Source organism: Tellurirhabdus rosea (genome assembly GCF_026278345.1).
GTDB lineage: Bacteria > Bacteroidota > Bacteroidia > Cytophagales > Spirosomataceae > Tellurirhabdus > Tellurirhabdus rosea.
In genome coordinates, this window is sequence record NZ_CP111085.1 from 3,571,255 (window position 1) to 3,595,036 (window position 23,782).

Consider the following 23,782-nt stretch of genomic DNA (forward strand, 5'->3'; position numbering starts at 1 on the left):
CTTTAATTCCACACAGCCATGTACAACAATGAATTTGAATTCGGAAACGAAATGGAGTTCGGCAACGAATACGGGCAGGAAACCGCCGCGTATGAGTTTTCCAACGAAGCCGAAATGAACCAGGAACTGCACGAAAGCCTGGAAATGGAACTGGCGCACGAACTGCTGAACGTCAACAGCGAACAGGAAATGAATTACTTCCTGGGCAAGATGTTCAAATCCATCGGGCGGGGCGTGCGCAATTTTGCCAATTCCTCGGTCGGGAAGGCACTGGGTGGGGCGCTGAAGTCCGTCGCCAAAAAAGCCCTGCCGATTGCCGGTTCGGCGCTGGGCGGCATGCTCGGCGGCCCGGCCGGCGCCATGATCGGCGGAAAGCTGGCCGGGGCCGCTTCCAACCTGTTTGAACTCGAACTGGAAGGGCTCAGCCCCGAAGACCGCGAGTTTGAAGTGGCCCGCGCTTACGTCCGGTTCGCCAACGACGCCATTCAGAACGCCGCCCGGCTGACCCAGACCAACCCCGGAATCAATCCGCAGTCGGTCGCCAACAAAGCCATCAACCAGGCCGCCGCCGAGTACGCTCCGGGCCTGCTCCGCCCCGGCCCTGCTGGCCAGAACGGCCGTCCGACGGGCAGCAACGGCGCCATCCCGACGCGCGGAAGCTGGATTCGCCGCGGCAACCGGATCACGCTGTACATCTAGCGCACCGCCGGTCATGATGTCTCCCCGCGATACGCAGTTTCTGGTCAACGAGGCGCTGTCGCTGCTGAACCGGCTTGAAGGGGTGCAGCCGTTTGCCCTCAATACGCCGATGGTGCAGGCAGCGGGCATTTCGGCCGAAGCGATGGATGCCATCAGTTCGCACCTGACCCGCATCCGGCAGCAGATCAGCGAACGCATCCGGACGTTCATCGAAAACCTGAAAGCCGGGGCTACCTCCGCCCGCACGTCCGCCGAAGCCCAGGCCGATTTTGTGCTGCTCAAACTGCGGTTCAACAACCTGCTCGACCAGCTCGACATTTTTGCCGATGTGTTGCTCCAGCGCGGTGAACACGGTACGGGCACCTGGGTTGCCGGGCTGGATGTGCTGGCGAGCGACACGCTGAACCTGCCGGGCAACTACTACAGCCCGCCGCCGCTGATCTGCTTCCTGCAGCGCGGCCACGGGGCGGCCATCCGGCGGGCGCGCACCCGGCTGCCGGGCGGCGACGAAAACCCCGTGGGCATCATTCAGGTGCCGCGGGAACGGATGGTCGGCAGCGGCATTGCGTCGTCGCTCGTGCACGAGGTGGGCCACCAGGGCTCCGAACTGCTCGGACTGACGGCTTCCCTCAAGCTGGAGTTGCAGCAGCGCCTGCGGCAGGCCGACGACCCGCTGCCCTGGCAGTTGTTTGAACGCTGGCTGAACGAAATCCTGTCCGATTTCTGGGCGATGGCACACCTGGGCATTACGGCCACCGTCGGCCTGATGAGCGTGGTGAGCCTGCCGAGCTATTTCGTTTTCCGGATTTCGAACGACGGCCCGCACCCGTTTCCGTGGATACGGGTCAAGACGAGCATCGCCTTTGGCCGGAAACTGTATCCGCACCCGCAATGGGACGCCCTCGAACGGCAGTGGGAGAATTTTTATCCCACCAGCGAACTCCCGCAGGACAAACAGCAACTCATTGCCCAGCTCGAAGCGGCGCTGCCCGAATTTGTGGAACGGGTGGTGTACCACGCGGTGCCCGCTTTACACGGCCGCCGGCTCATCGAACTCTTTCCGTACCAGCAGCGGCAGCCCGAACAGTTGCAGCAGCTGTTTGGGCAATGGCGGGCGAGTCGGGAGCGGATGAAGTCGGCCCCGCCTTCGCTGGCGTTTGCCGTCATCGGGCAGGCCAAAGCCGACGGGCAGCTCACGGCCCGCGACGAATCCCGCCTGCTGATGGACCTGCTGACGCACTGGGCGCTCGAACGCGCCAAGAACTATTGTGTGATTCCGAAAACGCTAGAACATCTGAAGCAAAATGGCTATCAACGAGTTACAGCTTCCTGACGACATACAGCCGGGAGGCGACTTCACCATCATTATTCCCGTTGAGAACGAAAATCAGTACCGGCAGCTCAGTCAGATTGCCATACAGATCAGGGACCCGAAGGGAAGTATCGAAGAAAATCTGGTTATCCGGAAAAAGAAAGGCAGTCCGCGCGAACTGGAAACGAGCGGGGAAAGCATTTTCAACCTGTCCGGTGCCCGCTACGACCCGCAGGACCGCCAGATGGTTCTGCAACTGACCGCCCCGCGCACCCTGCCGCCGGGCGACCTGACCATCACCGGGAAGCTCCGCACCTCCCTGCTGGGCGAAATCGGCATGATGCCCGCCTTCCGGAAAGTAGGCGGCGAAGCGCCGGAACCGGTGGTTGTCCACGAAGAAGAGGACGACGAGATTTTTAACTACGGACGAAAAGTGCACCGCGTGTCGCTGTCGGAGCCCGAGCGGATTCCGACCGAAGATCAGAAACTGTGGGTCTACATCCGGAACGGCACGCTGGACTTCAACCGGTACCAGAAATTCATCACGGATGTCATGACGGACAAGCTGCCGGACGGGTCGAGAGGGGTTCAGCGGGGCCGCAGTCTGTTGTTCCGCACGGACGCCTACGATTTTCTGAAGCAGGCGACGGATTTTTTCATGACCAGGCATTTCGTGCACGATCCGGACGATCTGGTGGATAACCGGTACGACGAAAGCCGGGTCCCGGCCTCCCTGGTTGCCGAGGAGCAGCGCCGGACCCGCCGGACCGACGACCTGACCGTTTCGCCGTCCCAGCCCATACTGCCGTACTTCCAGCAGGTTCTGCGGCGACTGGGCGACCAGACGTTCCTTAACGACCACGAAAACGCCCCGTTCCGGGTGCCGAACCTGACCCTGCTCGAACTGCTCTGGTCGTACTGGGAGGAAGAAGGCGGGCTGGTGCAGACGATGAACGCCATCAGCCTGCGTTTTCAGAACGTGCGCGCCGGCAACGGCCACGACCCGCTGGCGGGCCTCAACATCGACCCGCTGCGGCCGCTGAACAACCTCATCTGGGGATTTATTCAGGACGAGCGGTTCCGGCTGAGCATGGCCCAGCGCAATTTTGAGTACCAGTACGAATACGGCTTGTCTCTCATCGGGCGCGCCGTGCCGAACATGCAGGCGGCCGAGAGCCGGACGCAGTTTATCCCGGCTTTCCACAACCTGCTGAAAACGGCGATGGATTTTTACCAGCAGGCCAATTACACGACGGTCATTCCGGACGGCTTCCCGATTCTGAACCACCTGCGCGAAGTGCATCTGCTGCTGGCCGAGGGCGCACACAATTCGTTCCGCGACCTGCCCTACACGGCCCGCGCCGAAATGCTGATGCAGCAGTGGATTCTGGGTCGTCCCGAAATGCGCGAGTTTCTGGGCGGGCGCGTCATGATGCCGTACACCGAGGACTGGATGGAGCGGGTAGACGCCATGAAAGCACTCCAGGGCTGGAACCCGACCAACGTGACGCACTTCCACAGCCTCGCCCAGTTTGGCGAACAGCTGCTGCTCTCGATCCGCTACGGCAACTGGAACGATACGGCCGCTACCGCCCTCAGCGCCGCCAACTGGGCGCATTACTGGCGCGAGGAAATCCAGCGGTACGTTCATGCCTACAAGGCCGTAACGGCCGTGGACCTCGGTGCCGACGTGACGGACGCCCGCATTGCGCTGCCGCAGAATGCCGAGCGCTACCAGCTACCGGGCGTGCTGATCAACCAGCGGCTGGGACTGCTGCCGCCGGGCCGTCAGCCGGGTTTCCAACCGGGTCTCAATCTCCTGAGCCGGTCGCACGTTCGGCGCGAGCTTCCGGGTGAATAAGTGTTGAGAAGCGTGCGGAGAAACGGGCTGTTTGTTCGCACGCTTTAGGTCTCATTCGCCTAAACACCTTGCCTTATGTGTTCCAAAAAGAATTCCGAGACGTATTGGGAAGAAGCGCCGCCGACGGTGGTGCAGCTATTTTTCAGAAACGGCCCGGCCCGGACGCTGATGTTTCGGACGCCGGAGGGCAGCGACTGCTCGTCCTGCGCGCTGCATCCCGAAAGCCAGCTGGCACGCTGGCTGATGGGGGCCACGGCGGCCCAGCCGGGTTTCCCGACCATGATCCGCTCGCTGTACGTCCACACGACCGGCGAGCCGTGCGTCGCCTGTCAGGAGCAGCTGATCCGGTTTCTGGACAAATACCGCCTGGCCGACCGACTCCGCTTCGTCGTTGAGGATGCCGAACCACGGTGCTCCTGCGGCGGCCACGAGCCGGAAGAAGCGTTGTTTGAAACGCAGTTTGAAGACGCCCTCACCACCAGCCAGAAATCGACCGAACGGAAAAACGCCCGTCGGCAGGCCCGCGCGGCGGGTTTCAACACGCGCCGGCGGCAGGTGGACCACGGCATTCCGCTGGCCCAGTCGCATCTGGACCCGCGGGCGCGGGCCTACCCCAACCGGCACAATCTGCGGGTGGTGACGCCCCGGGTGCACCGCGAAAAGGACAAAATGTGGAACGATTACGTGCTCCGCACTTTTTACCAGCACTGCACCACGCCCGAACAGCGCCGCCGCAAGCTGACCGAGATTTTTGCCAAACTGCGGGAAAAATACCCCCGGGACACCGTCACTCACGCTTTCGGGAAGGAAATTGAACTGCTGGAACTGGAAATCTTCTGACATGCTCATCATCGACTGCCACTGCCATGCCGGGAAAGGCGACGGCCTCACCGGCCCCTGGGATACGGACGCCCCGCTGACGGACTTCCTGCGCTGGTCCGACGAGGCCGGGGTCGGCCGGACGGTGCTGTTTGCCGCTTTCCATTCCGACTACGCCCTGGCCAACCGGGCCGTGGCCGGACTGGTGAAGCGGCAGCCCGACCGGTTCTATGGCTTTGCCTTCGTCCACGCCGCCCGCGACCGGGGACGCATTGCCGACATGGTGCGCGAAGCCGTTGAGGAGCACGGGTTCTGCGGCATCAAGGCCCACCGCTACGACGCCCGCCTGACCCGCGAAGTCTGCGAAGCGGCCCGGGCGTACCACCTGCCGGTCCTGTACGACATCGTCGGCGAGGTGTCGGCCGTGGAACTGCTGGCAACGGAGTACCCGGACGTTAATTTTATCATTCCGCACCTGGGCAGCTTCGCCGACGACTGGCGGGCGCAGACGGGCCTGATCGACTGCCTGGTTCGCTACCCGAACGTATACACCGATACGTCGGGCGTGCGGCGGTTCGATATTCTGCAAAAAGCCCTTGACCGGGCCGGGGCGGGGAAACTGCTGTTCGGAACGGATGGCCCCTGGCTGCATCCGGCCGTGGAACTGTCCAAGATTTACGCCCTGAAGCTGAGTCCGGCGGAGTTTCGGCAGGTGGCTGCCCTGAATTTCCTGAAACTCATCCGAAAGGCGGTAAACCGTCGGTGTCCCGACGGTCTGCTTCCGCCCCGACCGGCCCGCCGCCGACGGTTTACCGCGACCCGTGGCTGCTGAACGAAAAGCGGTACGCGGCGATGGAACCGTAACACTGGCGCTGTCCCGCGAAAGAATGCGGAGCTTTAACCTTCGCATTCTTTCGCAGGACAGCTTTTGGGCCTCAATACGACGTTTCCTGCTCTTCCTTGCGGTGCATTTGGAGGATTCGTTCGCTGCATCCGAGGCGCTGGGCGGCCAGTTTGAGGTTGCCGTTTTCGTAGTCGATGGCTTCCTTTTTGGCAATTTCGGTCACAATATCCTTCATGTCCTTGAGATTGACGCCCTGATAAAGCAGCCGCTTGATGGCCTGCGTCAGGTCGTCGCCGGAGGCAGGGGGCAGGCTCGACAGGGCGAAGTCCGGCCAGTCGGTGCGGGGAATATCGCCGATGGTGACGGGGCCTTCGCCGAGGTGTTTGCTGGCGATGCGACCGACGAGCTGTTGCAGTTCCCGCACATTGCCGGGGTAGTTTTTGAGCATCAGAAAGTCGTACACCTGCTGGTCTACGGCGCTTTTCAGTCCGTATACGTTCCGGAAAAAATGGTCGGCGAGCAGCGGAATGTCCTCTTTCCGGCTGTCGAGGGGCGGCAGATGGCAGGCCCAGCCCGACACGCGGTAGAACAAATCCTGCCGGAACGTGCCGTTTTCGACTTCTTTGGCCAGATGGCGGTTGGTAGCGCTGATGAGCCGAAACCTGACTCGCCGCCAGACATCGCTGCCAACCCGTTTGTACATGCCTTCCTGCAGCACGCGCAGCAATTCGGCCTGAAGCGGCAGCGGCAGTTCGCCCAGTTCGTCCAGAAAAAGCGTGCCGTCGTGCGCGTGGGCAATGGCCCCGTCGCGGTGGCTGACGGCATGGGTAAACGCGCCTTTTTCGTGCCCGAACAATTCGCTGCCCGACAGGCCCGGAATCAGGTTCGTACAATCGACGACGACATACTCTTTTTTGCCGGGGCGCGGGTCCAGTTCATGAAGCTGCCGGGCGGCTATTTCCTTGCCGGTGCCGCTTTCGCCGGTCAGGAGTACCGGGCAGTTCGACACGGCCATTTCGGCCAGCTGCTGAAGCGTCTGAAGCCAGATTTTGCTTTTGCCGACCAGCAACTTCTGCAATTGCCGGACTTTCTGATCTACTTCGCGCCAGTAACGGAGGCGGGACAAAACCGAGTGCACGGGCTTTTCCCACTGCGGCCAGCAGATAATTTCGCCGACTCCCGCCTGCAAAAGCCCCCAGTTGACCGACATCGAAAGGTTGTCGAGCGTGACGGCCAGCAGTTTGGGCGACTGGCTGTTGACGGCCATCGTTTCAATGGCCTGCTGCACATCTGTGAGCGGGGTGTCCTTGTCCAGAAACAGCAGGACCGGCTCCCCGCTACCCGGGCGACCTACGCGCTGGATACCCGCTTTCTCAAGGGCGTCGAGCACTTCGACGACCCGGTTGCGGTGACGCGTGAACAGTTCGTAAGCAATTGACAGCGTGCTCATACGGCGGTTTCTTCATACGCGTTGGTAGGTATTGGTCGGAGAAAAGGACGCGTAAGGTAACAGCTTTGAGCGTAGTCCGGGAGCGTATTACTACTTATTTGGTCGATTAATCAGATAATTTTAATAAAAACAGCTATCACTTGATGCTGACCACCGGACTGACGGCCGAGACGCCGTTCTCATTGAACGCTTCGATGGCAAAATAGTACGGTACGCCGACGTTCAATGCCCTGAGTTCCAGCTTTCCCGGCTGGTCATCCCAGATTTGATACGACTGATAGAGTTTATCAGGCGCAATACCCCACAGGATGTTGTAACCAACCGCCGGAGCGCCTGACCGCCCGGGCACTTTCTGCCACGAAATATCGGCGTTGCGCCCATCTTTCTGCCGCACGACGGTCAGGCCGGTGGGGGTAGGAGGGGCCTTGCCGAGGCCGTTGCCAAACACGCGGAACTCGTTGATGGCCAGATTCGGCCCGGCCACGTACACGTGATCGTACCGGACGTAGCGGGCGCGGGTTGGCCGGTCAAGTTCGACATAGGCACAGGCGTGGTCCTTTTTGGGTTCTTTAGTCAGGTCGGCGGCCACGTCCCACTTCTTTCCGTCGCGTGAGGTCAGGATGCGGAACTGGGTGTAGACCGTCGAGTCGCTTTCGAAAACGGTGTTTTTGTAATCGATGTAATTCACCTGCACGGCCCGGATGTCGTGGTCGCTGCCGAGGTCGATGGTCAGTCCTTCCCCAGGTTTGTTGTTGCCGGTGGCCCAGAACGTGCGCGGGTTTTCGTCCGTCACGCGGGCGGCGCTGACCGTATCGACTTTCACGGTCGAAGTCGCCGTGACGGGTTTTCGGTACGACAGCAGCATCCAGCCCGTAAAGAGTTCGTCCTTATTCTGCCACTTTTTTGTCGGTAAATAGTGCGGAAAATCGCCGAAGCGGGTGTTGGCGTACAACTGGTCGTCCTTGTCGAAGCCCGCCGGGTGCATCACGATGCGCCGTTCCATGCCCCAGTTGAGGCCGATCCAGGTGGTGCCCGTGTTCCAGTAATTGCCAAAATTATCCTGAAACGTGTTGCCGTGGCCGCATCCGGTGGCAAAACCGCCCGGTTTGTAGGCAAAAGGGTTGTAAGGGGCGTATTCGAACGGACCCAGCGGGTCTTTGCCGACGTAGGTGCCGTTGGCGTACACGTTGTATTCGGTGCCCGGTGCGCCGTACTGGAGGTAATACTTGCCGTTGTGCTTGGTCATCCAGGCACCTTCCGTGAAGGGCTTGATCCAGTCGGCATGGTTGGGGCCGAAGCGTTCCCAGCCGTGCTGGTAGGGGTCGAGCCAGAACATGGCCTTGTAGGCGTTCGAAACGTCGGTGCCGTTCGCCCCGGCATAGGTCAGGTTGCGCTTTTTGTCCAGTTCGGCGCCAAAGATCGGGTAGACGTTCGAGGAGCCCCAGTACATGTACCATTTGTCGGTGTCGGGGTCGTGGAAAAGCGCCGGGTCCCAGGGGCCGATGTCCTTGGGCAAACGGGGCAGCCAGCGGTTGTAGAATTTCAGCTTTCCCTTTTCCGGTTCGGTGGAAATAAAAATCGGCCGCTGTTCGAAGGTGGACTGAAACAGGTACAGCGTATCCCGCACCGAGAGCGCCGCCGGAGCACACATGTCTTCCATCGGCCATTTATCGGGCACCACAAAGTTCCAGTTCGACAGGTCTTTCGAATGCCACCAGCCGCCCTGAATCGTCACGAACAGGTAGTATTCGCCGGGGCGGCCTCCCGCTTTGTGGTTGATGATGACCGGGTCGGCCCCGGAGCGGTAGGAAATCCGTTCGTTCAACTGCTCGAAGTTGTACCGATAGCTGATGTCCATCGGGTTGCAGTACGTCCGTTTGGGCGTCTGCGCGCGGAGGGCAAGCGAGGTCAGCAGCAGGAAAAGGGTCAGGAAGCGCATGGGCTCAATAAGTTGAAAAATGGCTGAACTGTTAGTTAATACCGCCCCGCCGCCCGCTCCAGGGATTCTTTGACCTCCTGCACCAGACTCTCGGGTTCCAGCACCCGCACGGCTTCGCCGTAGCTCCGCAGGTGCATCAGCAGGTCGCGGTTGGGGGCCAGCCGGAGCCGGATCACGCACTCGGTTTCGTCGTCGCGCACCACTTCCTGCGTCTGGTGAATGGGCTTGGCTTTCACGTAACGGCCAAACAGGGGCGTAAACGATAACATAATGTCCTCCACCGGGCCGCTGCTGTCGGTGATTCCGTAAATGTGTTCAAACAACTCGGAAACGTACGTCAGGACGCTGGGCGGCACCGCGCAGGGCTCGTCCAGAATCTGGAGGCCCGTCATCCGGTCGAGGGCGTAGGTGCGCTCGCGGCCGGTCGCTTCGTCGTAGCCGATGACGTACCAGCTTTCCCAGACTTCGCGGAGGAGAATCGGGTGCAGACGGCGCAGCTTCGGGTCCGGCTCGCCGCCTTCGTGTTTTTGGTATTGAAACTGCACCTGCCGGTTCTGGTTGATGGCCCGGATCAGCAGCGGAACGTAGTGCCGGTTGCCGCCCAGAACTTTTTCCTCCACGTACACCACCTTCCGGCCGGGCGAGAGGGCCGCTCCGTCCTCGGGTTTTACCTCCCGGATAATGTCCAGGCTCTGCCGGACTTTCTGGAGGGCGTTGGTCAGTTCGTCGGCAAACGAGGCGCCCTGGGTGGCTGCCAGCACTTCGCGGGCGTAGTCGAGGGCTTCCATATCGTCGGGCGTGAGCATCAGGCGCAGCAGCCGGAACTGCGGGTCGGTGTAATAATAACCGTTGCTGCGTTTGCAGTAGGCGATGGGCGCATCGTGGTCCTCCCGCAGCCGCTGGATGTCTTTTTCCAGCGAAGACAGCGACCGGATGCCGCAGCGATCCTGCAGCAGTTCAAACAGCGCCTGTTTGGAGTACCGGCGCGGATACCGGCTGATAACCTCATCGATGATGCGGTAACGCTGGAAGGCGGAACGGGTTAGCGGCATAGGGGAGTTATGAATTATGAATTAAGAGTTAAGAATTAAAAATTGAATTGGGGTTGTGGCACCCTAGCCCACCGTTTCAACGGTGGGGGCCTGGTTCAACGGTGGGGACCCGGAAATAGCCCTGATGCCTGAATTGAACCGTTTCAACGGTTTTGCCCGCCTGCACCGCCTGAATGGAAATGGGTCAAAACCGTTTACAACCACGGGTTTGAGCGCTCGGGTCTACGGCGGACCCGACGGGTGTAATTTTCCGGAAAATTTTTCGAGAAAAAAAGAAGACCGTAAAAAGGTTACGGTCTGGGAGTTAAATCTTTGTAATGAACAGTAAACAACAAAGAACTATGAACCCGGCACGGCACCCGTTACTGACCACGTTTCAACCGCCCTTCGCCAATGCCATGCACTGGCAGGAACCCCTGGCAACGCGTCTGCGCTACCGGCATAACCTGCCCGGTCAGCTGGCAACCCGGCTATTGAACGTCGAACTGGGCCTGTACGTGCTGGCCGAACTGCTGCCCACGGCCGCTCCCGAAGACCTGCCCGACATTCTGAACAACGACGGTACGGCCTGGTGGGAGCGGCCCGTGTGGTCGCCGCGGCAGCACCGTTACCTCAACCGCGCCCGCATGCTGCTGGCCCCGTACAAAGACCGGACGGTCTGGCTGAATGCCCTGGCCAAGTACCGGACGCTGTCGCCCGACCTGCGGGCGTTCACCCTCGACGGTTCCGGGCTGGACAGTTCCGGGCTGGATAGCTCCGGCTTGTGGAATGCCGAGCTGGGAAAATACGAATTGCGCGAGCGGGCCGTTGTGCTGCGCGGCGCCCTGTACTGAACAAAAACAGCTATCGATACCACCATGAACCTACCAACCGGAGCCTTATCCTTTTCCCTTTTTGTGGGCAATAACCAGGGAACCAACTGCCAGTTGAAAACGTACCGCGGCGAACTGCTGTATTACCGAAGCGACCGTCCGTTTGGCACCCAGCAGTTTTTTCGGGAAGCCCGCGTGATTTCCTGCGATATGGAGACGCTGTTTCTGGCGCTGGAACCCTGCACCCGCTGGAACCGCTCGTACTACAACACCGCCATAGCCGACGGCGAACAGTGGGAGGTCGTCATCCACCGGAAAGGGCAGGAAACCCGCTCATTCGGCTCCAACGCCTATCCCGAAGACTTTGACCGGGTGCTGAAAACCATCGAAGCGGTCATCGACGAGAAGATTCCGTTCAGAGGAACACGCGTCGCCGCGGCCGTCTGAGCCGGGCGCCTGCGGCGTTACAAACAATCCACATCCGCCACGACCGTCACCTGCTTGAGTCCCTTGTCCGACAAAATGTCGGTGATCTGCTCCAGAATATAATCTTTGGCTGCTTTGGGGTTGATCGACCGTTCGAGTTTGATGACGATGTCGTACAGAAACTGGTTGCGGATGCGCTCCACCAGCGGCTGCTCCGGCCCGAGAACCCGGCTGGCCCCCAGTTTCTCGGTCAGGCGACCGACAAGCCGCTGGGCGGCGCCGAGGCTTACATGCTGCTCCGGATGTTTGATGGTCAGTTTGATCAGCCGCGAAAACGGCGGGTAGTTGTAATTCTGTCGTTCTGAAATTTCTTCTTCGAATAACCCCCGATAATCATTTTCTATGATTTTTTGCAGAACGGCCTGTTGCGGATTACTCGTCTGTATAATCACCTTGCCTTTCCGGTCGGCCCGGCGACCGGCCCGGCCGCTGACCTGGGTAATCATCTGGAACGCCCGCTCGGTAGCCCGGAATTCGGGGAAATGGATCATGCGGTCGGCGTCGAAAATGCCGACGAGGCTCACTTTATCAAAGTCCAGACCCTTGCTGATCATCTGCGTCCCGACCAGAATATCGACGTTGCCGCCTTCAAACTCCTGGATAATCTGCTGGTAGGCGTTCTTCGTGCGCGTCGTGTCCAGGTCCATGCGCTGGATGCGGGCCGACGGGAACAGAATCTGTAACTGGTCTTCGATCTTTTCGGTGCCAAACCCAATGGTCCGCACTTTCGGCGAGCCGCAGGCCGGGCAGACCTTCGGCACGGGTTCTTTATGGCCGCAGTAGTGGCAGCGCAGTTCGGCGTCGCGCATGTGGTAGGTCAGGCTCACGGCGCAGTTGTGGCATTCGCCAATCCACTCACAATCTTCACATTGCAGGTAAGGCGAATAGCCGCGGCGGTTCTGGAACAGAATGCTCTGCTCGCCCCGCTCTAGGTTGGACTGCAGCGCTTCCAGCAGCACCGACGAAAATTCGTTCTTCATCAGGCGCTTCTGTTTTTCGATCCGGGTGTTGACCAGCACCGTGTCCGGCAGCCGGGCGTCGCCGTAGCGTTGGAGGAGTTCCACCAGCCCGTAAAAGCCCTGCGTAGCCCGGTAATACGTATCAATCGACGGCGTTGCCGAGCCGAGCAGCACCTTGGCGCCCTGCCGCTGGGCAATCATCATCGCCACGTCGCGGGCGTGGTAGCGCGGGGCGGGGTCGTGCTGTTTGTAGGACGTTTCGTGCTCTTCGTCCACGATAATCAGCCCGAGATTGTCGAACGGCAGAAACACCGCCGAGCGCACGCCGACCACAAACTGGTACTGTCCCGAGACAATGCCTTTCCAGACTTCCACCCGCTCGTTGTCCGAGAACCGGGAGTGGTAAATGCCCATTTTGTCGCCAAAAACCTTTTTCAGGCGCACCACAATCTGGGTCGTCAGGGCGATTTCGGGCAGCAGATACAAGACCTGAGAGCCGCTGTCGAGCACTTTCTGGATCAGGTTGATGTAAACCTCCGTCTTGCCCGAGCCCGTAATGCCGTGCAGCAGCACAATGTCTTTCTCCTGAAAATGTCCGATGATCTGGCTCACCGCCCGGCCCTGCACTTCGGTCAGTTTCACCTCCACGGTCGGAGTGTTGGCGTCTTCGGCAAAACGGGGCAGAATGACTTCAAACGTCTCGAAAACGTTGTTTTTGATCAGCGTGGCCAGCGACGACTGCGAGAGTTCGTCGTCCTGGTTCAGGATGCTTTTGTCGAGGCCCTTGCGGTTGAGCGAAGGCGTGTGCATCATGGGCACGTACTTGAGGTACCGCATGACCACTTCCTGCTGTTTGGGCAGCTTATCGAGCCGGGTGATGAGCGCCAGCAGTTGTTCTTTCTGCTCGTAATTGGGGTGCAGCCGCACTTTCCGCACCATTTTTGGGACGTATTTTTCCCGCACTTCCTCAAACACGATCACCGCCCGCTTGCCGACGAGTGATTTGATGGTGGTGGGCACATTCGTTTCGCCCACGAGCCGCCCCAGTTCTTCGTACGAAAGCGCCGGGTGTTTTTTGAGTTCCTCCAGCAGCGCCGTTTCCTCCTCCGTCAGCAGCTGCGGGTGGTCAAAATCGGGGTTGTACTGCACCTTCGACTGGCTCGTAATCTTCAGTCCCGACGGCAGGGCGCAGTTCAGCACTTCGCCGATGTTGCAGAGGTAATACTCCGCCATCCACTGAAACAGCTCCAGCTGGTAAGTGGTCACGAGCGGGTATTCGTCCAGCAGTTCGAGGATGTATTTTGCCTGGTAATTGCTCGGCGGCTGGGTGTGGATGCGCCCCACGACGGCCGTGTAGACCCGGTTTTTGCCAAACGGTACAATCACCCGCGCCCCGATTTTGAGCAGGTCGGCCATGTCGCGCGGCACGCGGTAGGTGAACAGCTTCGGAATGGGGACGGGCAGAATGAGGTCGGCAAAATAGGTTACTTCTTCGTCGAGAAAATATGTCAGCGGCAAGGTTTGCAAGGCGGCGAGTTTTTTAAAGCAAGATAACGTATTTTAAACTGTTTTTCGGGGACAAAAAGTTGAATCCTAAAGTTTATCCAGAGAGATAAACGTTTCCCGGCGCTCTTTGACGACCTTTGTCTTTTCCGGATACCCTTTGAGAAATAGCTAATTACCATGCAGTTATACGACGTACTTGTTATCGGTGGCGGCCCCTGCGGACTGGCGGCGGGCATCGAAGCGAAAAAAGCCGGCCTGAGCCATCTGATCCTGGAAAAAGGCAGCCTGACCGAATCCATCCGGCGCTATCCGAAAATGATGCGCTTCTTTTCGACGGCCGAGAACATCGAAATCGGCGGCATTCCGTTCCCCATCGCGGGCGTAAAGGCCAACCGGAACGAAGCGCTGCAATACTACCGGAAAGTAACCGGCTACTACGGCCTGAATTTTAAACTGTTTACCGAAGTCGACCGGGTTGAGAAGGCGGGGGACACGTTTGCCGTCTATACCACCGGCGGCGAGGAGTACCGGGCCCGGAAGGTGATCCTGGCAACGGGTTATTTCGACAAACCCCGCTGGCTGGGCATTCCGGGCGAGGACCTGCCGCACGTGACGCACTACTACGACGAGCCGTTTCAGTATTCGTACACGAACGTGGTCATCATCGGGGCGTCCAACTCGGCCGTGGAAGCCTCTCTGGAGCTGTACCGCGCCGACGCCCACGTGACCATCGTGCACCGGAGCGACGATTTCCGCAAAACGGTCAAATACTGGCTTATTCCGGACGTGAAAAACCGCGTGAAGGAAGGTAAGATCCACACCCGTTTCGGCTCCTGCGTGACCAAAATCGAGCCGGGCAAGGTATACGCGACCAATTTGCAAACCGGCGAGGAAACCGAGCTCCCCGCCGATTTCGTGCTGATTCTGACGGGCTACATTCCCGATGCGTCGCTGCTGCGTCGCTGCGGTGTCGAGCTGAACGACGATACGCAGGTGCCGGTTTATGATAAGGAAACGTTCGAAACCAACGTGCCGGGGCTGTACGTCTGCGGGACGGTCATGGCGGGCATTTATACCGAAAAAGTGTTCATCGAAAACGGCCGCGACCACGCCAAAGCCATCATCGACCACATCACGGGCAAGCCGGTGCGGAAAGTAGCGGAACTGATTGAGCGGATTTAAGCGGGTGGCGGCTGAGTAGAACGGTAAAAATGTGCATTTTTACGGGCAAACCCCGTTCCGCTCACATGACGCGTCTGTTTCTGATTTTGTTGCTGATTGTCAACGCCGCCACCGCTCAAACCCCGAATGCAACGCCCCGCTGGGCTACCGACTACTGGCAGGCCCGCTGGATCATTCACCCGACCACTTCTTCGAAAGCCTACGGCATTTATCATTTCCGGAAATCGTTCGATCTGCCGCAGAAGCCGGGGCGCTTCGTCATCAACGTCTCGGGCGATAACCGCTACCGGCTGTTTGTCAACGGCAAGCCCGTCGTGCACGGCCCCGCCCGCAGCGATACGCAGAACTGGTATTACGAAACCGTCGATCTGGCACCGTACCTGAACGCCGGCAAAAACACGCTGGCCGCGCAGGTCTGGCACCTGGCCGAACACGCCCCGTTCTCGCAGATGAGCTACGGCCTCGGCTTTATCGTGCAGGGCGATACGGACGCCGAAAAAATAGCCAATACCGATAATTCCTGGAAGGTTTACCAGAATCCGGCCTATTCGCCCGTCATCAACGACAACGCCAAACTGCGGACATACATCGTCATCGGCGCGGGCGACCGCGTCAATGCCGCCCAGTATCCCTGGGGCTGGGAGCAGACCGGCTTCGACGACTCGGCCTGGCCCGCCGCCCGGGCCATCGGCTATCCGGCCAAAGGCCGAGCCCTCGGGTCGGACGGCAACTGGCATCTGGTCCCGCGCCCGATTCCGCTCATGGAAGAACGGCCCCTGCGCCTGACGGCCGTCCGCCGCGCCGAATTCGGAAAAATGGACAATTCGTTTGTGCAGGGAAAAAGCCCCGTCCGCGTGCCGGCCCGAACCCGCGCCGTGTTTCTGCTCGATCAGGGTTATTTGACAAACGCTTATCCCGAACTGACCGTCAGCGGCGGGAAAGACGCCGTCGTGACGCTCTCCTACGCCGAAGCACTGGTGGACAGCAAGCGGCAGAAAGGCAACCGCAACGAGGTCGAGAACCGGCAACTGATTGGCTTTGAAGACCAGTTTGTGGCCGATGGCTCCAACAGCCGGACGTTCCGGCCGCTCTGGTTCCGGACCTACCGCTACCTCCAGATTACGGTCGAGACGGAGCGTGACCCGCTGGTGCTGCAGGACATTGTCGGACAGTTTACGGCCTATCCGTTCGAGGAAAAAGCCACGTTTGCCAGCAGCGACGCCGGGCTGAAAGACATCTGGAATGTCGGCTGGCGCACGGCCCGCCTCTGCGCGGGCGAAACCTACTACGACTGCCCGTATTACGAACAGTTGCAATACGTCGGCGATACCCGCATCCAGTCCCTGATTTCGCTCTACGTGGCCGGCGACGACCGGCTGATGCGCAAAGCCCTGACCGACTACGAGCACAGCCGTTTCAACGAAGGGCTGACGCAGAGCCGCTATCCCAGCGCCGATTTTCAGGTTATTCCGACGTTTTCGCTCTTCTGGGTGACGATGGTGCACGATTACTGGATGCACCGGCAGGATGATGCGTTCGTGCAGTCGTTTCTGCCGGGCATCGCCGCCGTGCTCGACTGGCACGAAAAACGGCTGGCTCCGACCGGCCTGAACGGCCCGATGGAATGGTGGAATTTTGTGGACTGGGCCTGGCCGTGGACCGAGGAGGCACGCATCGGCGGCGTTCCGCCGGGGGGCAAAACCGGCTCGGCCATCCTGACGCTGCAGCAGGCGTATACCCTCCAGCGGGCGGCGAATCTGTTTTATTATTTCGGAAAAAACCAACAGGCTGAACATTACAACGCCCTGGCCAAACGCCTGACCAAAGCCGTCTACGAACGCTGCTGGGATGCTGGTCGCGGCATCCTGGCCGATACGCCGGAAAAAAAGACCTTCAGCCAGCACGCCAACATCCTGGCCGTCCTGACCGATGCCGTTCCCGCCGCCCAGCAACGCACCGTGCTGCAAAAGATCACGACGGATAAAAATCTGACCCAGGCGACGTTTTACTTTAAATTTTACCTGTTTCAGGCGTTGAAAAAAACCGGACAGGCCGACCAGTTGGTATCTCTGCTGCAACCGTGGCGCGATATGCTGAACACGGGTCTGACAACCTTCGCCGAGAATCCCGAGCCCACCCGCTCGGACTGCCACGCCTGGAGTGCCTCGCCGAATTATGAGTTTCTGTCGACGGTCTGCGGCATCAATCCGGGTTCGCCGGGCTTCAAGTCGGTGCTCATCACGCCGTATCTGGGCAGTCTGCAATTCGCGGAAGGCTCCATGCCGCACCCGGCGGGGACCATCGCCGTACGCTTCGAGAAAGCACCGACGGGCGCCCTCCGCGGCGTGGTGACCCTGCCCGGCGCCCTGACCGGAACCCTGAAATGGAACGGAAAATCCGTGGCGCTGAAGCCGGGGCGGCAGGAAATTACGCTGTAAAGGCGCAGGATTCTGGCGTTTGGCGTCCGGTTGGCGGCGGCACGACTTAAAATCGTGCCGCCGCTGGACATTCCGTATCTTTGCCCCATGCTTTTTGACGATACGTACCGAACCATCGACGGCCCCGTAACGGGCGAATTTCGCGACCGCGGGAGCAAGTTCCTGGCCTTTGCTTATCCCATCCGCACGGAAGAAGACGCCAAAATCCACCTCCAGACGCTTCGCGGCGAACATCCCAGGGCAAACCACCATTGCTTCGCCTGGCGGCTCGGGCTGGACAGAAACCACTACCGCATCAGCGACGACGGCGAGCCCAGCGGTACGGCCGGAAGACCCATTCTGAACACGCTGTATTCCAGAGAAATCACGAATGTACTGGTGGTGGTGGTCCGGTATTTCGGCGGCACGCTGCTCGGGGTTCCGGGGCTGATTAATGCCTACAAACTGGCAACGGTGGAAGCCCTGGAGAACGCGGTAATCGTCTCGAAAACCGTCAACGAAAGCTACCGGATCGACGTTGGGTTCGAGCGGCTCAACGATGTAATGCGGCTGATTAAAGAACAGCAGCTTACCGTGCTGAACCAGTCGTTCGAATCCGAATGCCGCATCGATATTGAACTCCGCCGGACGCTGGTGAACGCCGTAATTGGCCGTCTGGAAAAGATGGAAGGCGTCCGGGTGACGTTTCTGGGCTGATTTCTGAATCAGAATAAGACTAAAAGGGTCCGCAGGTAGTTAAGGAATACCAATCATTCCAAACCACCTATGCTGGCGTCTTCAAAGGAGACAATTGAGAAAAGTAAACGGGTTGTTGAACTGCTGGCGCGCTGGAGCTACGTCATCAAGGGCCTTTTGTTTCTGTTTGTATCGGTGCTTGCCTGGAATTTTGCCCTCCAGCTCGGCGGGCCTCACCCCAACCGCCGTCAGGTGCTCGAAAGCTGGAACGATACCCTGACCGGGCGCTTTCTGCTGGGTTTCACCGCCCTTTTTCTGACCGGCCACCTGCTCTGGCGGCTGCTGGAAGCCTGGAATGACCCTTACGAAAAAGGCCGTAGTCCGGGCGGACTCATCTACCGCCTGACTTACCTGATCAGCGCCATTTCGTACGGCGCGCTGGCCTGGACAGCCTTGCAGTTGCTGCTGCATCGGGAGGCCGGACCGGAGCACAGCAAAAAAATCTGGATTGCCGACCAGATCGAAACGCCGGGCGGGCGCTGGCTGGTGGGCGGAATCGGGGCCATTATGCTGCTTTGGGGCCTCGTTCAGGGGTACAAAGGCCTCACCGGCGCCGTCGTCAAAGCGATGGACGAAGGGCAGCTGCCGCCGCTGGGCAAAGCGGTAGGCACCGTTTGCAGTTTTGGCGGTTTTCTGGCCCTGTCGGTGCTGCTGAGTGTGTCGGGAATTTCGCTGATTCAGGCCGCTGTCACCCGACATTCCGAGCAGGTAAAAGGCATGAACGACGTCATTCAGGCGATTTCCTACCTGCCGTTCGGCCACCTGCTGGTGATGGCCGAAGCGGCGGGGCTGGCCCTTTTTGGCCTTTTTATGTTACTGATGGCCCGGTACTTTCCTTTCAGGGCCGCCTGACTTGGACGGAAGCGGAGCGGTCGTGATGGCTACCGTAGGTTTAAAGAGCAACGGGCCGTGCGCTCCCTTGTTGGCCAGATAGCGTTCGTAAACCGAGTTTTTCTTTCCCAAATACTGATTGGCTTCCAGCTGGCTATGCTTGTGCAGCAGAAACTGGTAGGTGTTGGGGTATTTGTCGTACGGAATGGGGTTGTACATGGGCTTGCCCGCAATGGCGGTCGTGATGGCGTTGCGGTAAGTGGTCCGGGCGGCCCGCCGCAGCGCAATCGGCGACCACAAAATCAAAATCGGAACCATCCATTTCAGCATGGCCGGACGGGCCACCGGGCTTTGGTCGAACGCTTCGGCCAGTCCGCGGAGAATGATGATACCCGTGATGGTCAGCATCGGCTGCTGAAGGCGCATGAGCCAGTCGTTGTAATAGCCGACGCGGTAATGAGTCGCCAGAAAGAACAGCACAAACAGCGCCGTCACAAACCAGGACGGGAACAGATGCGGAAACTGGCGGGTCACGTAGCGGCACAGGGCGTACAAAATGCCCAGGTCCAGCACCACACTCAGGAAATAGCGCATGGCCAGCTTCGGAAATGCCTCATACTCCCAGATAAAACCGGCAACCGGCATGCCGTCGCCCGAATTCAGGTAAACAAAGGTGGGCAGGAAAATCAGCCCGGCGACCAGGTGAGCAGCCAGCGTTTCCCGGAAAAATTTAAGAAAAGGCTGCCCGATTGACTTCTGAATCAGGATAAAGCCGTATAAAACCACAAAGAACGCACCCGGAAAAACGGCCCAGATGAACGAGAGCGTGATCGGAAAAAAGGTTGACTCCAACTGCCGCCGGTGAAAGGCGTTGTACAGCAGCATCCCCGAAATGAGGGTGCAGGAAACCAGCTGGTTGGGCACCCACTGCAACTGATCGAACCAGGAAACAAAGCCGTACAGATGGGGCGTAATCGGATGGTTTCCGTAAAAGCTATGAAGCAGCAGTTCCTTGAGCCCGTTGTTGAGCCCGCCCACCAGCGGCAGCAGCAGCAGCAGGAGTTTGCGGCGCCCCGTCACCAGATAGACCCAGCTTATTCCCAGAAAAAAGCCGATGGCGGTCCAGCCGGCCAGAAACGGCTCGTACGGCCGTCCCAGCGTGATTTTGGAAAGAAAGGCGGGGACGAGGTAAAAGCCAAAATAGTAGGTGGCGTAGCGATCCCGTTCGGGAAAAAACAGCGGCCAGTTGTGAACCGTGAGGTCGTAGTATTTGGCGTTATGTCCCCAGTGGTCGAACATCTGCGCACTGAGTCCGGCGATGCCCGAATAAAGCGTCAGGACCAGGCCCATCCCGGCCAGGTAGAAAAGGTCCTGGCGGGTAAAGTCTGCCCCCACATCGGAACGCTCCCGAAAGGCCCTCACCGTCAGAAAGCCGAAACCGATCAGCACCGGAATCGAAAAAATTGGATCAAACCAGCCCAGGGTAAACAGAATGGCGGGCAGCAGCAGGTAAATCAGACTGGCCAGCCTCAATGTACGAACGCTCATACAGAAAGAATCAAGTTACGGCGCCGGTTCTATTGCCAAACCAGCGTGTAAGCAGCTGGCAAAAACTGTACCGTTCGGCAGGATTCTTTCGTGAACAGTGTCTGGAAATAAAGCCGCAACAAGGCCGGGCGACCCACGCCAGATGGCGAACCACACCCTGTTGAGCCAAAAGTAAGGATACCAAAAAACGAGCTGTATTCCGCTATTCTAGAATACAGCCCGTTTTTAAGCTAGTCCGGAAGCGTCTATACGTCGCAGATTTCGACGGCCCGTTTCAGACCCGCCACAACGCTGGGGCGGTCTTTGGCCGAGGGAATATATTCCTGTCCGATAAAGCCTTTGTAGCCGCTATCGACGATGGCCTTTACGATGGCGGGATAATAGATTTCCTGCGTCTCGTCGATCTCATGACGGCCGGGCATCCCGCCGGTATGGTAATGGCTGATGTACTTTCCGTAGCGCCGGATGTTGCGGATGTGGTCGCCGCTCATGCTCTGCATGTGGAAGATGTCGTACAGCAGTTTGAAGTTCGGCGAACCGACCATTTCGGCCAGCACCGCGCCCCATTCCACGTTGTCGCACTGGTAGTCCGGGTGGCTGTCGCGCGACGAAAGCAGTTCCATCGTGAGCGTAACCCCATTTTTTTCCGCCAGCGGCATGATGCGCTTCAGCCCTTTCTGGCAGTTGAGCAGACCCTGGTACTCCGTCAGGCCGTTGCGGTTGCCCGAGAAGCAGATGAGGTTGGTAACCCCGGCGTCCTTAGCCTGCGGAATCAGCTGGGTGTACGTTTCCACGAGTACGTCGTGGTTTTTCGGGTTGTTCCAGAAATTGGGCAGACCGGTTCCTTTCGGCCAGGCGGTTTGTCCCATCGCCGAGGTGATCCCGTATTTCTGCATGACTTTCCATTCGTCGGGGCCCGTCAGCTCGATGGATTCGATGCCGAGGTCCTTACAGATCTGGCAAAGTTCTTCCAGCGGAATGTTCTGGTAACACCACCGGCTGATCGAGTGGCGGATATTTCCTTTCAGTTTGGGCGGTTCCATGCCAGAGGCGAGGGTTGAAATCGAAGACAAGGTTAAAGCGCCACCGGCGATATTCTTCAGAGCCGTTCGGCGGGAGGAGGTTGTCATAATAAGTAGATGAGCGAATGAGCGAATGAGTGAATGAGTGAATAGCTTCGCAGGGTCTGAATTTAGCGAAGCTATTCACTCATTCACTCATTCGCTCATTCGCAATTGGTTAGAGTTCGCGAATCCGAATATTCCGATACCAGACCTTATCGCCGTGGTCCTGCAGAGCGATACGGCCTTTGCTGAACTTGCCGAAGCCTTCCCAGCCTTTGAACTTGCTTTCGCTGACCATCTTGTCCCATTCCGGGCCGGAGGTAGCGTAGTCCACCACTTTTTTGCCGTTCATCCAGTGCTCGGCGCGGCCGTTATGGACCACCAGCTTCACCTTGTTCCATTGTCCAACGGGTTTGACGGCCGTGGGGTCGGAGGTGGGAATCAGGTCGTAGAGAGACCCGGCCGTGCGGTTGCCGTTGCGTCCCATCTTGGCATCAGGGTGGCGTTCGTTGTCGAGCACCTGCATTTCCGGGCCGGTGTTGTAGGTAGACCTGAATTTGGGGTCTTCATGGACGCGGTAGATAATGCCGCTGTTACCGCCTTCCGAAATCTTCCACTCCAGTTCGAGTTCGAAGTCGCCGTACTCTTTGTCGGTCACGATGTCGCCGCCGCCGTTGCCGCCGCTATAGGCCAGTGCGCCGTCTTCCACCACCCATTTGTCAGACACACCCTTGCCGAGGTAATTATGCCAGCCGGCCAGCGATTTTCCGTCAAAAAGGCTAACCCACTTGCTCTTTTTGGGTTTGAGCGGAGCTTCAGAAGGGAGTGGACTGAATGCCGTCAGGGCCAGGGCGACAAGGGCCAGGCTGCCAGCGAATTTCACAAAACGTTTCATAAAACGATAAAGATTTAGTTCGGGAAACAGGAGCTTCCCCGGTCAAGGGAGCAATATCCGAAAACCGGCGGAACTCTGGTACTATTCGAACGAAAAAGCGGTATGTTTCCGGATTTTACTGCACAAAAAAGCCGCTTCGGTGAAGAAGCGGCTTTGTCGGGTTTGATTTTATTTTTTGGAATCCGGTTCGTTGTAACCCGACCCGTGCGGATCATAGCCTTCCTGCGGGTTGTCGTCGGGTTCCAGCAGGGTAGCCCCCCGGCGCTGGAAAAGAGCTTCATCGGACGGGTTGTCCGGCAGTCCTTCCATGCTGCTGGGCAGACCGCTTTCGATGTGGCGCGGCTGGCTGGCTGCATCGCGGCGGCTTTTCTCGATCACGGCTGGGTCTACATCCCATTCCTGATTGCTGCCGTGGCTGTCGGGCCGCGCTTCGCGCTCAGCGTTGAACTTGCTGTCCTCCCGAAGCTGGCGAATCAGATCGGCGCTTTCGACGCTCTGGTCCATTCCTGATACGGAGTTGAACTGTTCGTTATTGGTTCCTTCCGTAGGCCGGCCATAGTCGGACGTGCCGTGCTGGTAGGGGTCTTTCGAGTAAAATTCCGGGTCCCGGGCCGCCGGATCGAACGGACTTTGCCGGGCTTCGGTATCGCGATTATTGTCTTCCATGGCGTTGAAAAATGGACTGGTATCTATACTTAAACGGCTGAAGGGGGAAATGTGTTTAAAGCGGTTAGGAAACGCGGGGTTTACCGAACACGGGGCGGTAATTTTTTTGGCTATGTCCCGTCCCAATCGCAAACCCGCCGTTGAATCGGTGGGCTGAACCGTTTCACTGGCTCATCCCCCTTCTGTCATGGCCCATCCGTACACCAAACTCTGGATTCACGCCGTATTCAGCACCAAAAACCGTCAGCCGTTGGTTCGTCCGGCCGTCAAACCTGTTTTGTATGACCTCATCCGGCAGCAGTTGCAGGAATTGCAGTGTCGGATGGAGTGCGTCAACGGCGTGGAAGATCATGTGCATATCCTGTTTCTGCTGAGTCCGCAATGGTCCGTGGCCGATGTCATGAAGCAGGTCAAAGGCAGTAGTTCGCACGAAGTCAACCGGCGGAATCTGCTACCGCAAAAGTTCGCCTGGCAAACGGGGTACGGCGCGTTTTCGGTCAGCGAGTCGCAGGTGGAGCGGAGGCGGGCGTACATTCAGAACCAGGAGGAGCACCACCGGCGCATGACCTTTTCGGAGGAGTACGAGCGGTTTCTGCGCCAGTACGGACTTGACGGCGTAACAGCGGGAAACCGTTGAAACGGTTAGTGGGCGCAGCCGGGAGCACCGTTTACCCACCGATCCAT

20 protein-coding genes are annotated in these 23,782 nt (G+C 58.9%); 12 read left to right on the forward strand and 8 right to left on the reverse strand.

The genetic code is table 11. The features are described 5' to 3' along the window. Positions 1–18 precede the first annotated feature (18 nt). From ORG26_RS15125 to ORG26_RS15145, 5 genes are all read left to right on the forward strand, one after another. Positions 19–699 (forward strand): hypothetical protein, encoded by a 681-nt coding sequence (locus ORG26_RS15125; RefSeq protein ID WP_266363162.1) that lies wholly within the window; start codon positions 19–21, stop codon positions 697–699. 13 nt (positions 700–712) lie between these two features. Then, entirely contained in the window at positions 713–2,032 is a 1,320-nt protein-coding gene (locus tag ORG26_RS15130) for a hypothetical protein (RefSeq protein ID WP_266363164.1), read from the forward strand. Then, positions 2,004–3,872 (forward strand): hypothetical protein, encoded by a 1,869-nt coding sequence (locus tag ORG26_RS15135; RefSeq protein WP_266363166.1) that lies wholly within the window; start codon positions 2,004–2,006, stop codon positions 3,870–3,872. The genes ORG26_RS15130 and ORG26_RS15135 overlap by 29 nt, the downstream gene beginning before the upstream one ends. Positions 3,873–3,947: 75 nt before the next feature. Next, on the forward strand, positions 3,948–4,712 hold the full coding sequence (locus ORG26_RS15140) for a hypothetical protein (protein ID WP_266363168.1): 765 nt from the start codon (positions 3,948–3,950) through the stop codon (positions 4,710–4,712). A 1-nt stretch (position 4,713) separates the two neighbouring features. Further along, the gene (locus tag ORG26_RS15145) at positions 4,714–5,523 is read left to right on the forward strand and encodes an amidohydrolase family protein (RefSeq protein WP_266363171.1); all 810 of its coding nucleotides are present in this window, start codon (positions 4,714–4,716) and stop codon (positions 5,521–5,523) included. A 103-nt stretch (positions 5,524–5,626) separates the two neighbouring features. On the opposite strand, the gene ORG26_RS15150 is transcribed toward ORG26_RS15145, so the two are convergent. The 3 genes from ORG26_RS15150 to ORG26_RS15160 all read right to left on the reverse strand — a co-directional run bounded on the left by ORG26_RS15150 (position 5,627) and on the right by ORG26_RS15160 (position 9,976). Next, a complete protein-coding gene (locus tag ORG26_RS15150) occupies positions 5,627–6,985 on the reverse strand; it encodes a sigma-54-dependent transcriptional regulator (protein WP_266363173.1) in 1,359 nt (452 codons plus the stop codon). 136 nt (positions 6,986–7,121) lie between these two features. Next, positions 7,122–8,924 (reverse strand): family 43 glycosylhydrolase, encoded by a 1,803-nt coding sequence (locus ORG26_RS15155; RefSeq protein WP_266363175.1) that lies wholly within the window; start codon positions 8,922–8,924, stop codon positions 7,122–7,124. Positions 8,925–8,959: 35 nt separating this feature from the next. Further along, complete coding sequence (locus tag ORG26_RS15160; protein WP_266363177.1) at positions 8,960–9,976, reverse strand: helix-turn-helix transcriptional regulator; 1,017 nt, start codon at positions 9,974–9,976, stop codon at positions 8,960–8,962. 341 nt (positions 9,977–10,317) lie between these two features. On the opposite strand from ORG26_RS15160, the gene ORG26_RS15165 reads away from it, so the two are divergent. Both ORG26_RS15165 and ORG26_RS15170 read left to right on the forward strand, forming a co-directional pair. Next, positions 10,318–10,809 (forward strand): pPIWI_RE_Z domain-containing protein, encoded by a 492-nt coding sequence (locus tag ORG26_RS15165; protein ID WP_266363179.1) that lies wholly within the window; start codon positions 10,318–10,320, stop codon positions 10,807–10,809. Positions 10,810–10,833: 24 nt separating this feature from the next. Then, positions 10,834–11,235: a hypothetical protein gene (locus tag ORG26_RS15170; RefSeq protein WP_266363181.1), complete on the forward strand. Its 402-nt coding sequence runs from the start codon at positions 10,834–10,836 to the stop codon at positions 11,233–11,235. Positions 11,236–11,252: 17 nt separating this feature from the next. On the opposite strand, the gene priA is transcribed toward ORG26_RS15170, so the two are convergent. Further along, entirely contained in the window at positions 11,253–13,760 is a 2,508-nt protein-coding gene (priA, locus tag ORG26_RS15175) for a replication restart helicase PriA (RefSeq protein WP_323134265.1), read from the reverse strand. Between the two features lie 156 nt (positions 13,761–13,916). Between priA and ORG26_RS15180 the strand changes: the two genes are divergently transcribed. The 4 genes from ORG26_RS15180 (at position 13,917) to ORG26_RS15195 (ending at position 18,946) form a co-directional block, all read left to right on the forward strand. Then, entirely contained in the window at positions 13,917–14,921 is a 1,005-nt protein-coding gene (locus ORG26_RS15180) for a YpdA family putative bacillithiol disulfide reductase (protein ID WP_266363183.1), read from the forward strand. 65 nt (positions 14,922–14,986) lie between these two features. Beyond that, a complete protein-coding gene (locus tag ORG26_RS15185; RefSeq protein WP_266363185.1) occupies positions 14,987–17,359 on the forward strand; it encodes a family 78 glycoside hydrolase catalytic domain in 2,373 nt (790 codons plus the stop codon). Positions 17,360–17,446: 87 nt separating this feature from the next. Continuing rightward, positions 17,447–18,055, forward strand: coding sequence for an IMPACT family protein (locus tag ORG26_RS15190; RefSeq protein WP_266363187.1), 609 nt, complete (start codon positions 17,447–17,449; stop codon positions 18,053–18,055). 69 nt (positions 18,056–18,124) lie between these two features. Next, positions 18,125–18,946, forward strand: a complete 822-nt coding sequence (locus ORG26_RS15195; protein ID WP_266363189.1) for a DUF1206 domain-containing protein — start codon at positions 18,125–18,127, stop codon at positions 18,944–18,946. Here the strand turns inward: ORG26_RS15195 and ORG26_RS15200 are convergent. The 4 genes from ORG26_RS15200 to ORG26_RS15215 all read right to left on the reverse strand — a co-directional run bounded on the left by ORG26_RS15200 (position 18,908) and on the right by ORG26_RS15215 (position 23,098). Beyond that, positions 18,908–20,473: a hypothetical protein gene (locus ORG26_RS15200; RefSeq protein WP_266363190.1), complete on the reverse strand. Its 1,566-nt coding sequence runs from the start codon at positions 20,471–20,473 to the stop codon at positions 18,908–18,910. The genes ORG26_RS15195 and ORG26_RS15200 overlap by 39 nt on opposite strands. A 245-nt stretch (positions 20,474–20,718) precedes the next feature. Continuing rightward, positions 20,719–21,603 carry a hydroxypyruvate isomerase family protein gene (locus ORG26_RS15205; protein WP_266363192.1) on the reverse strand — a complete coding sequence of 295 codons (885 nt, stop codon included), beginning with the start codon at positions 21,601–21,603 and terminating at the stop codon, positions 20,719–20,721. A 109-nt stretch (positions 21,604–21,712) separates the two neighbouring features. Next, positions 21,713–22,432 (reverse strand): 3-keto-disaccharide hydrolase, encoded by a 720-nt coding sequence (locus tag ORG26_RS15210; protein WP_266363194.1) that lies wholly within the window; start codon positions 22,430–22,432, stop codon positions 21,713–21,715. A gap of 168 nt (positions 22,433–22,600) precedes the next feature. Then, the gene (locus ORG26_RS15215; RefSeq protein WP_266363196.1) at positions 22,601–23,098 is read right to left on the reverse strand and encodes a hypothetical protein; all 498 of its coding nucleotides are present in this window, start codon (positions 23,096–23,098) and stop codon (positions 22,601–22,603) included. 187 nt (positions 23,099–23,285) lie between these two features. Here ORG26_RS15215 and tnpA point away from each other — a divergent pair, with 187 nt between their 5' ends. Beyond that, entirely contained in the window at positions 23,286–23,735 is a 450-nt protein-coding gene (gene tnpA, locus ORG26_RS15220) for an IS200/IS605 family transposase (protein WP_266363198.1), read from the forward strand. The last annotated feature ends 47 nt before the right edge of the window (positions 23,736–23,782 follow it).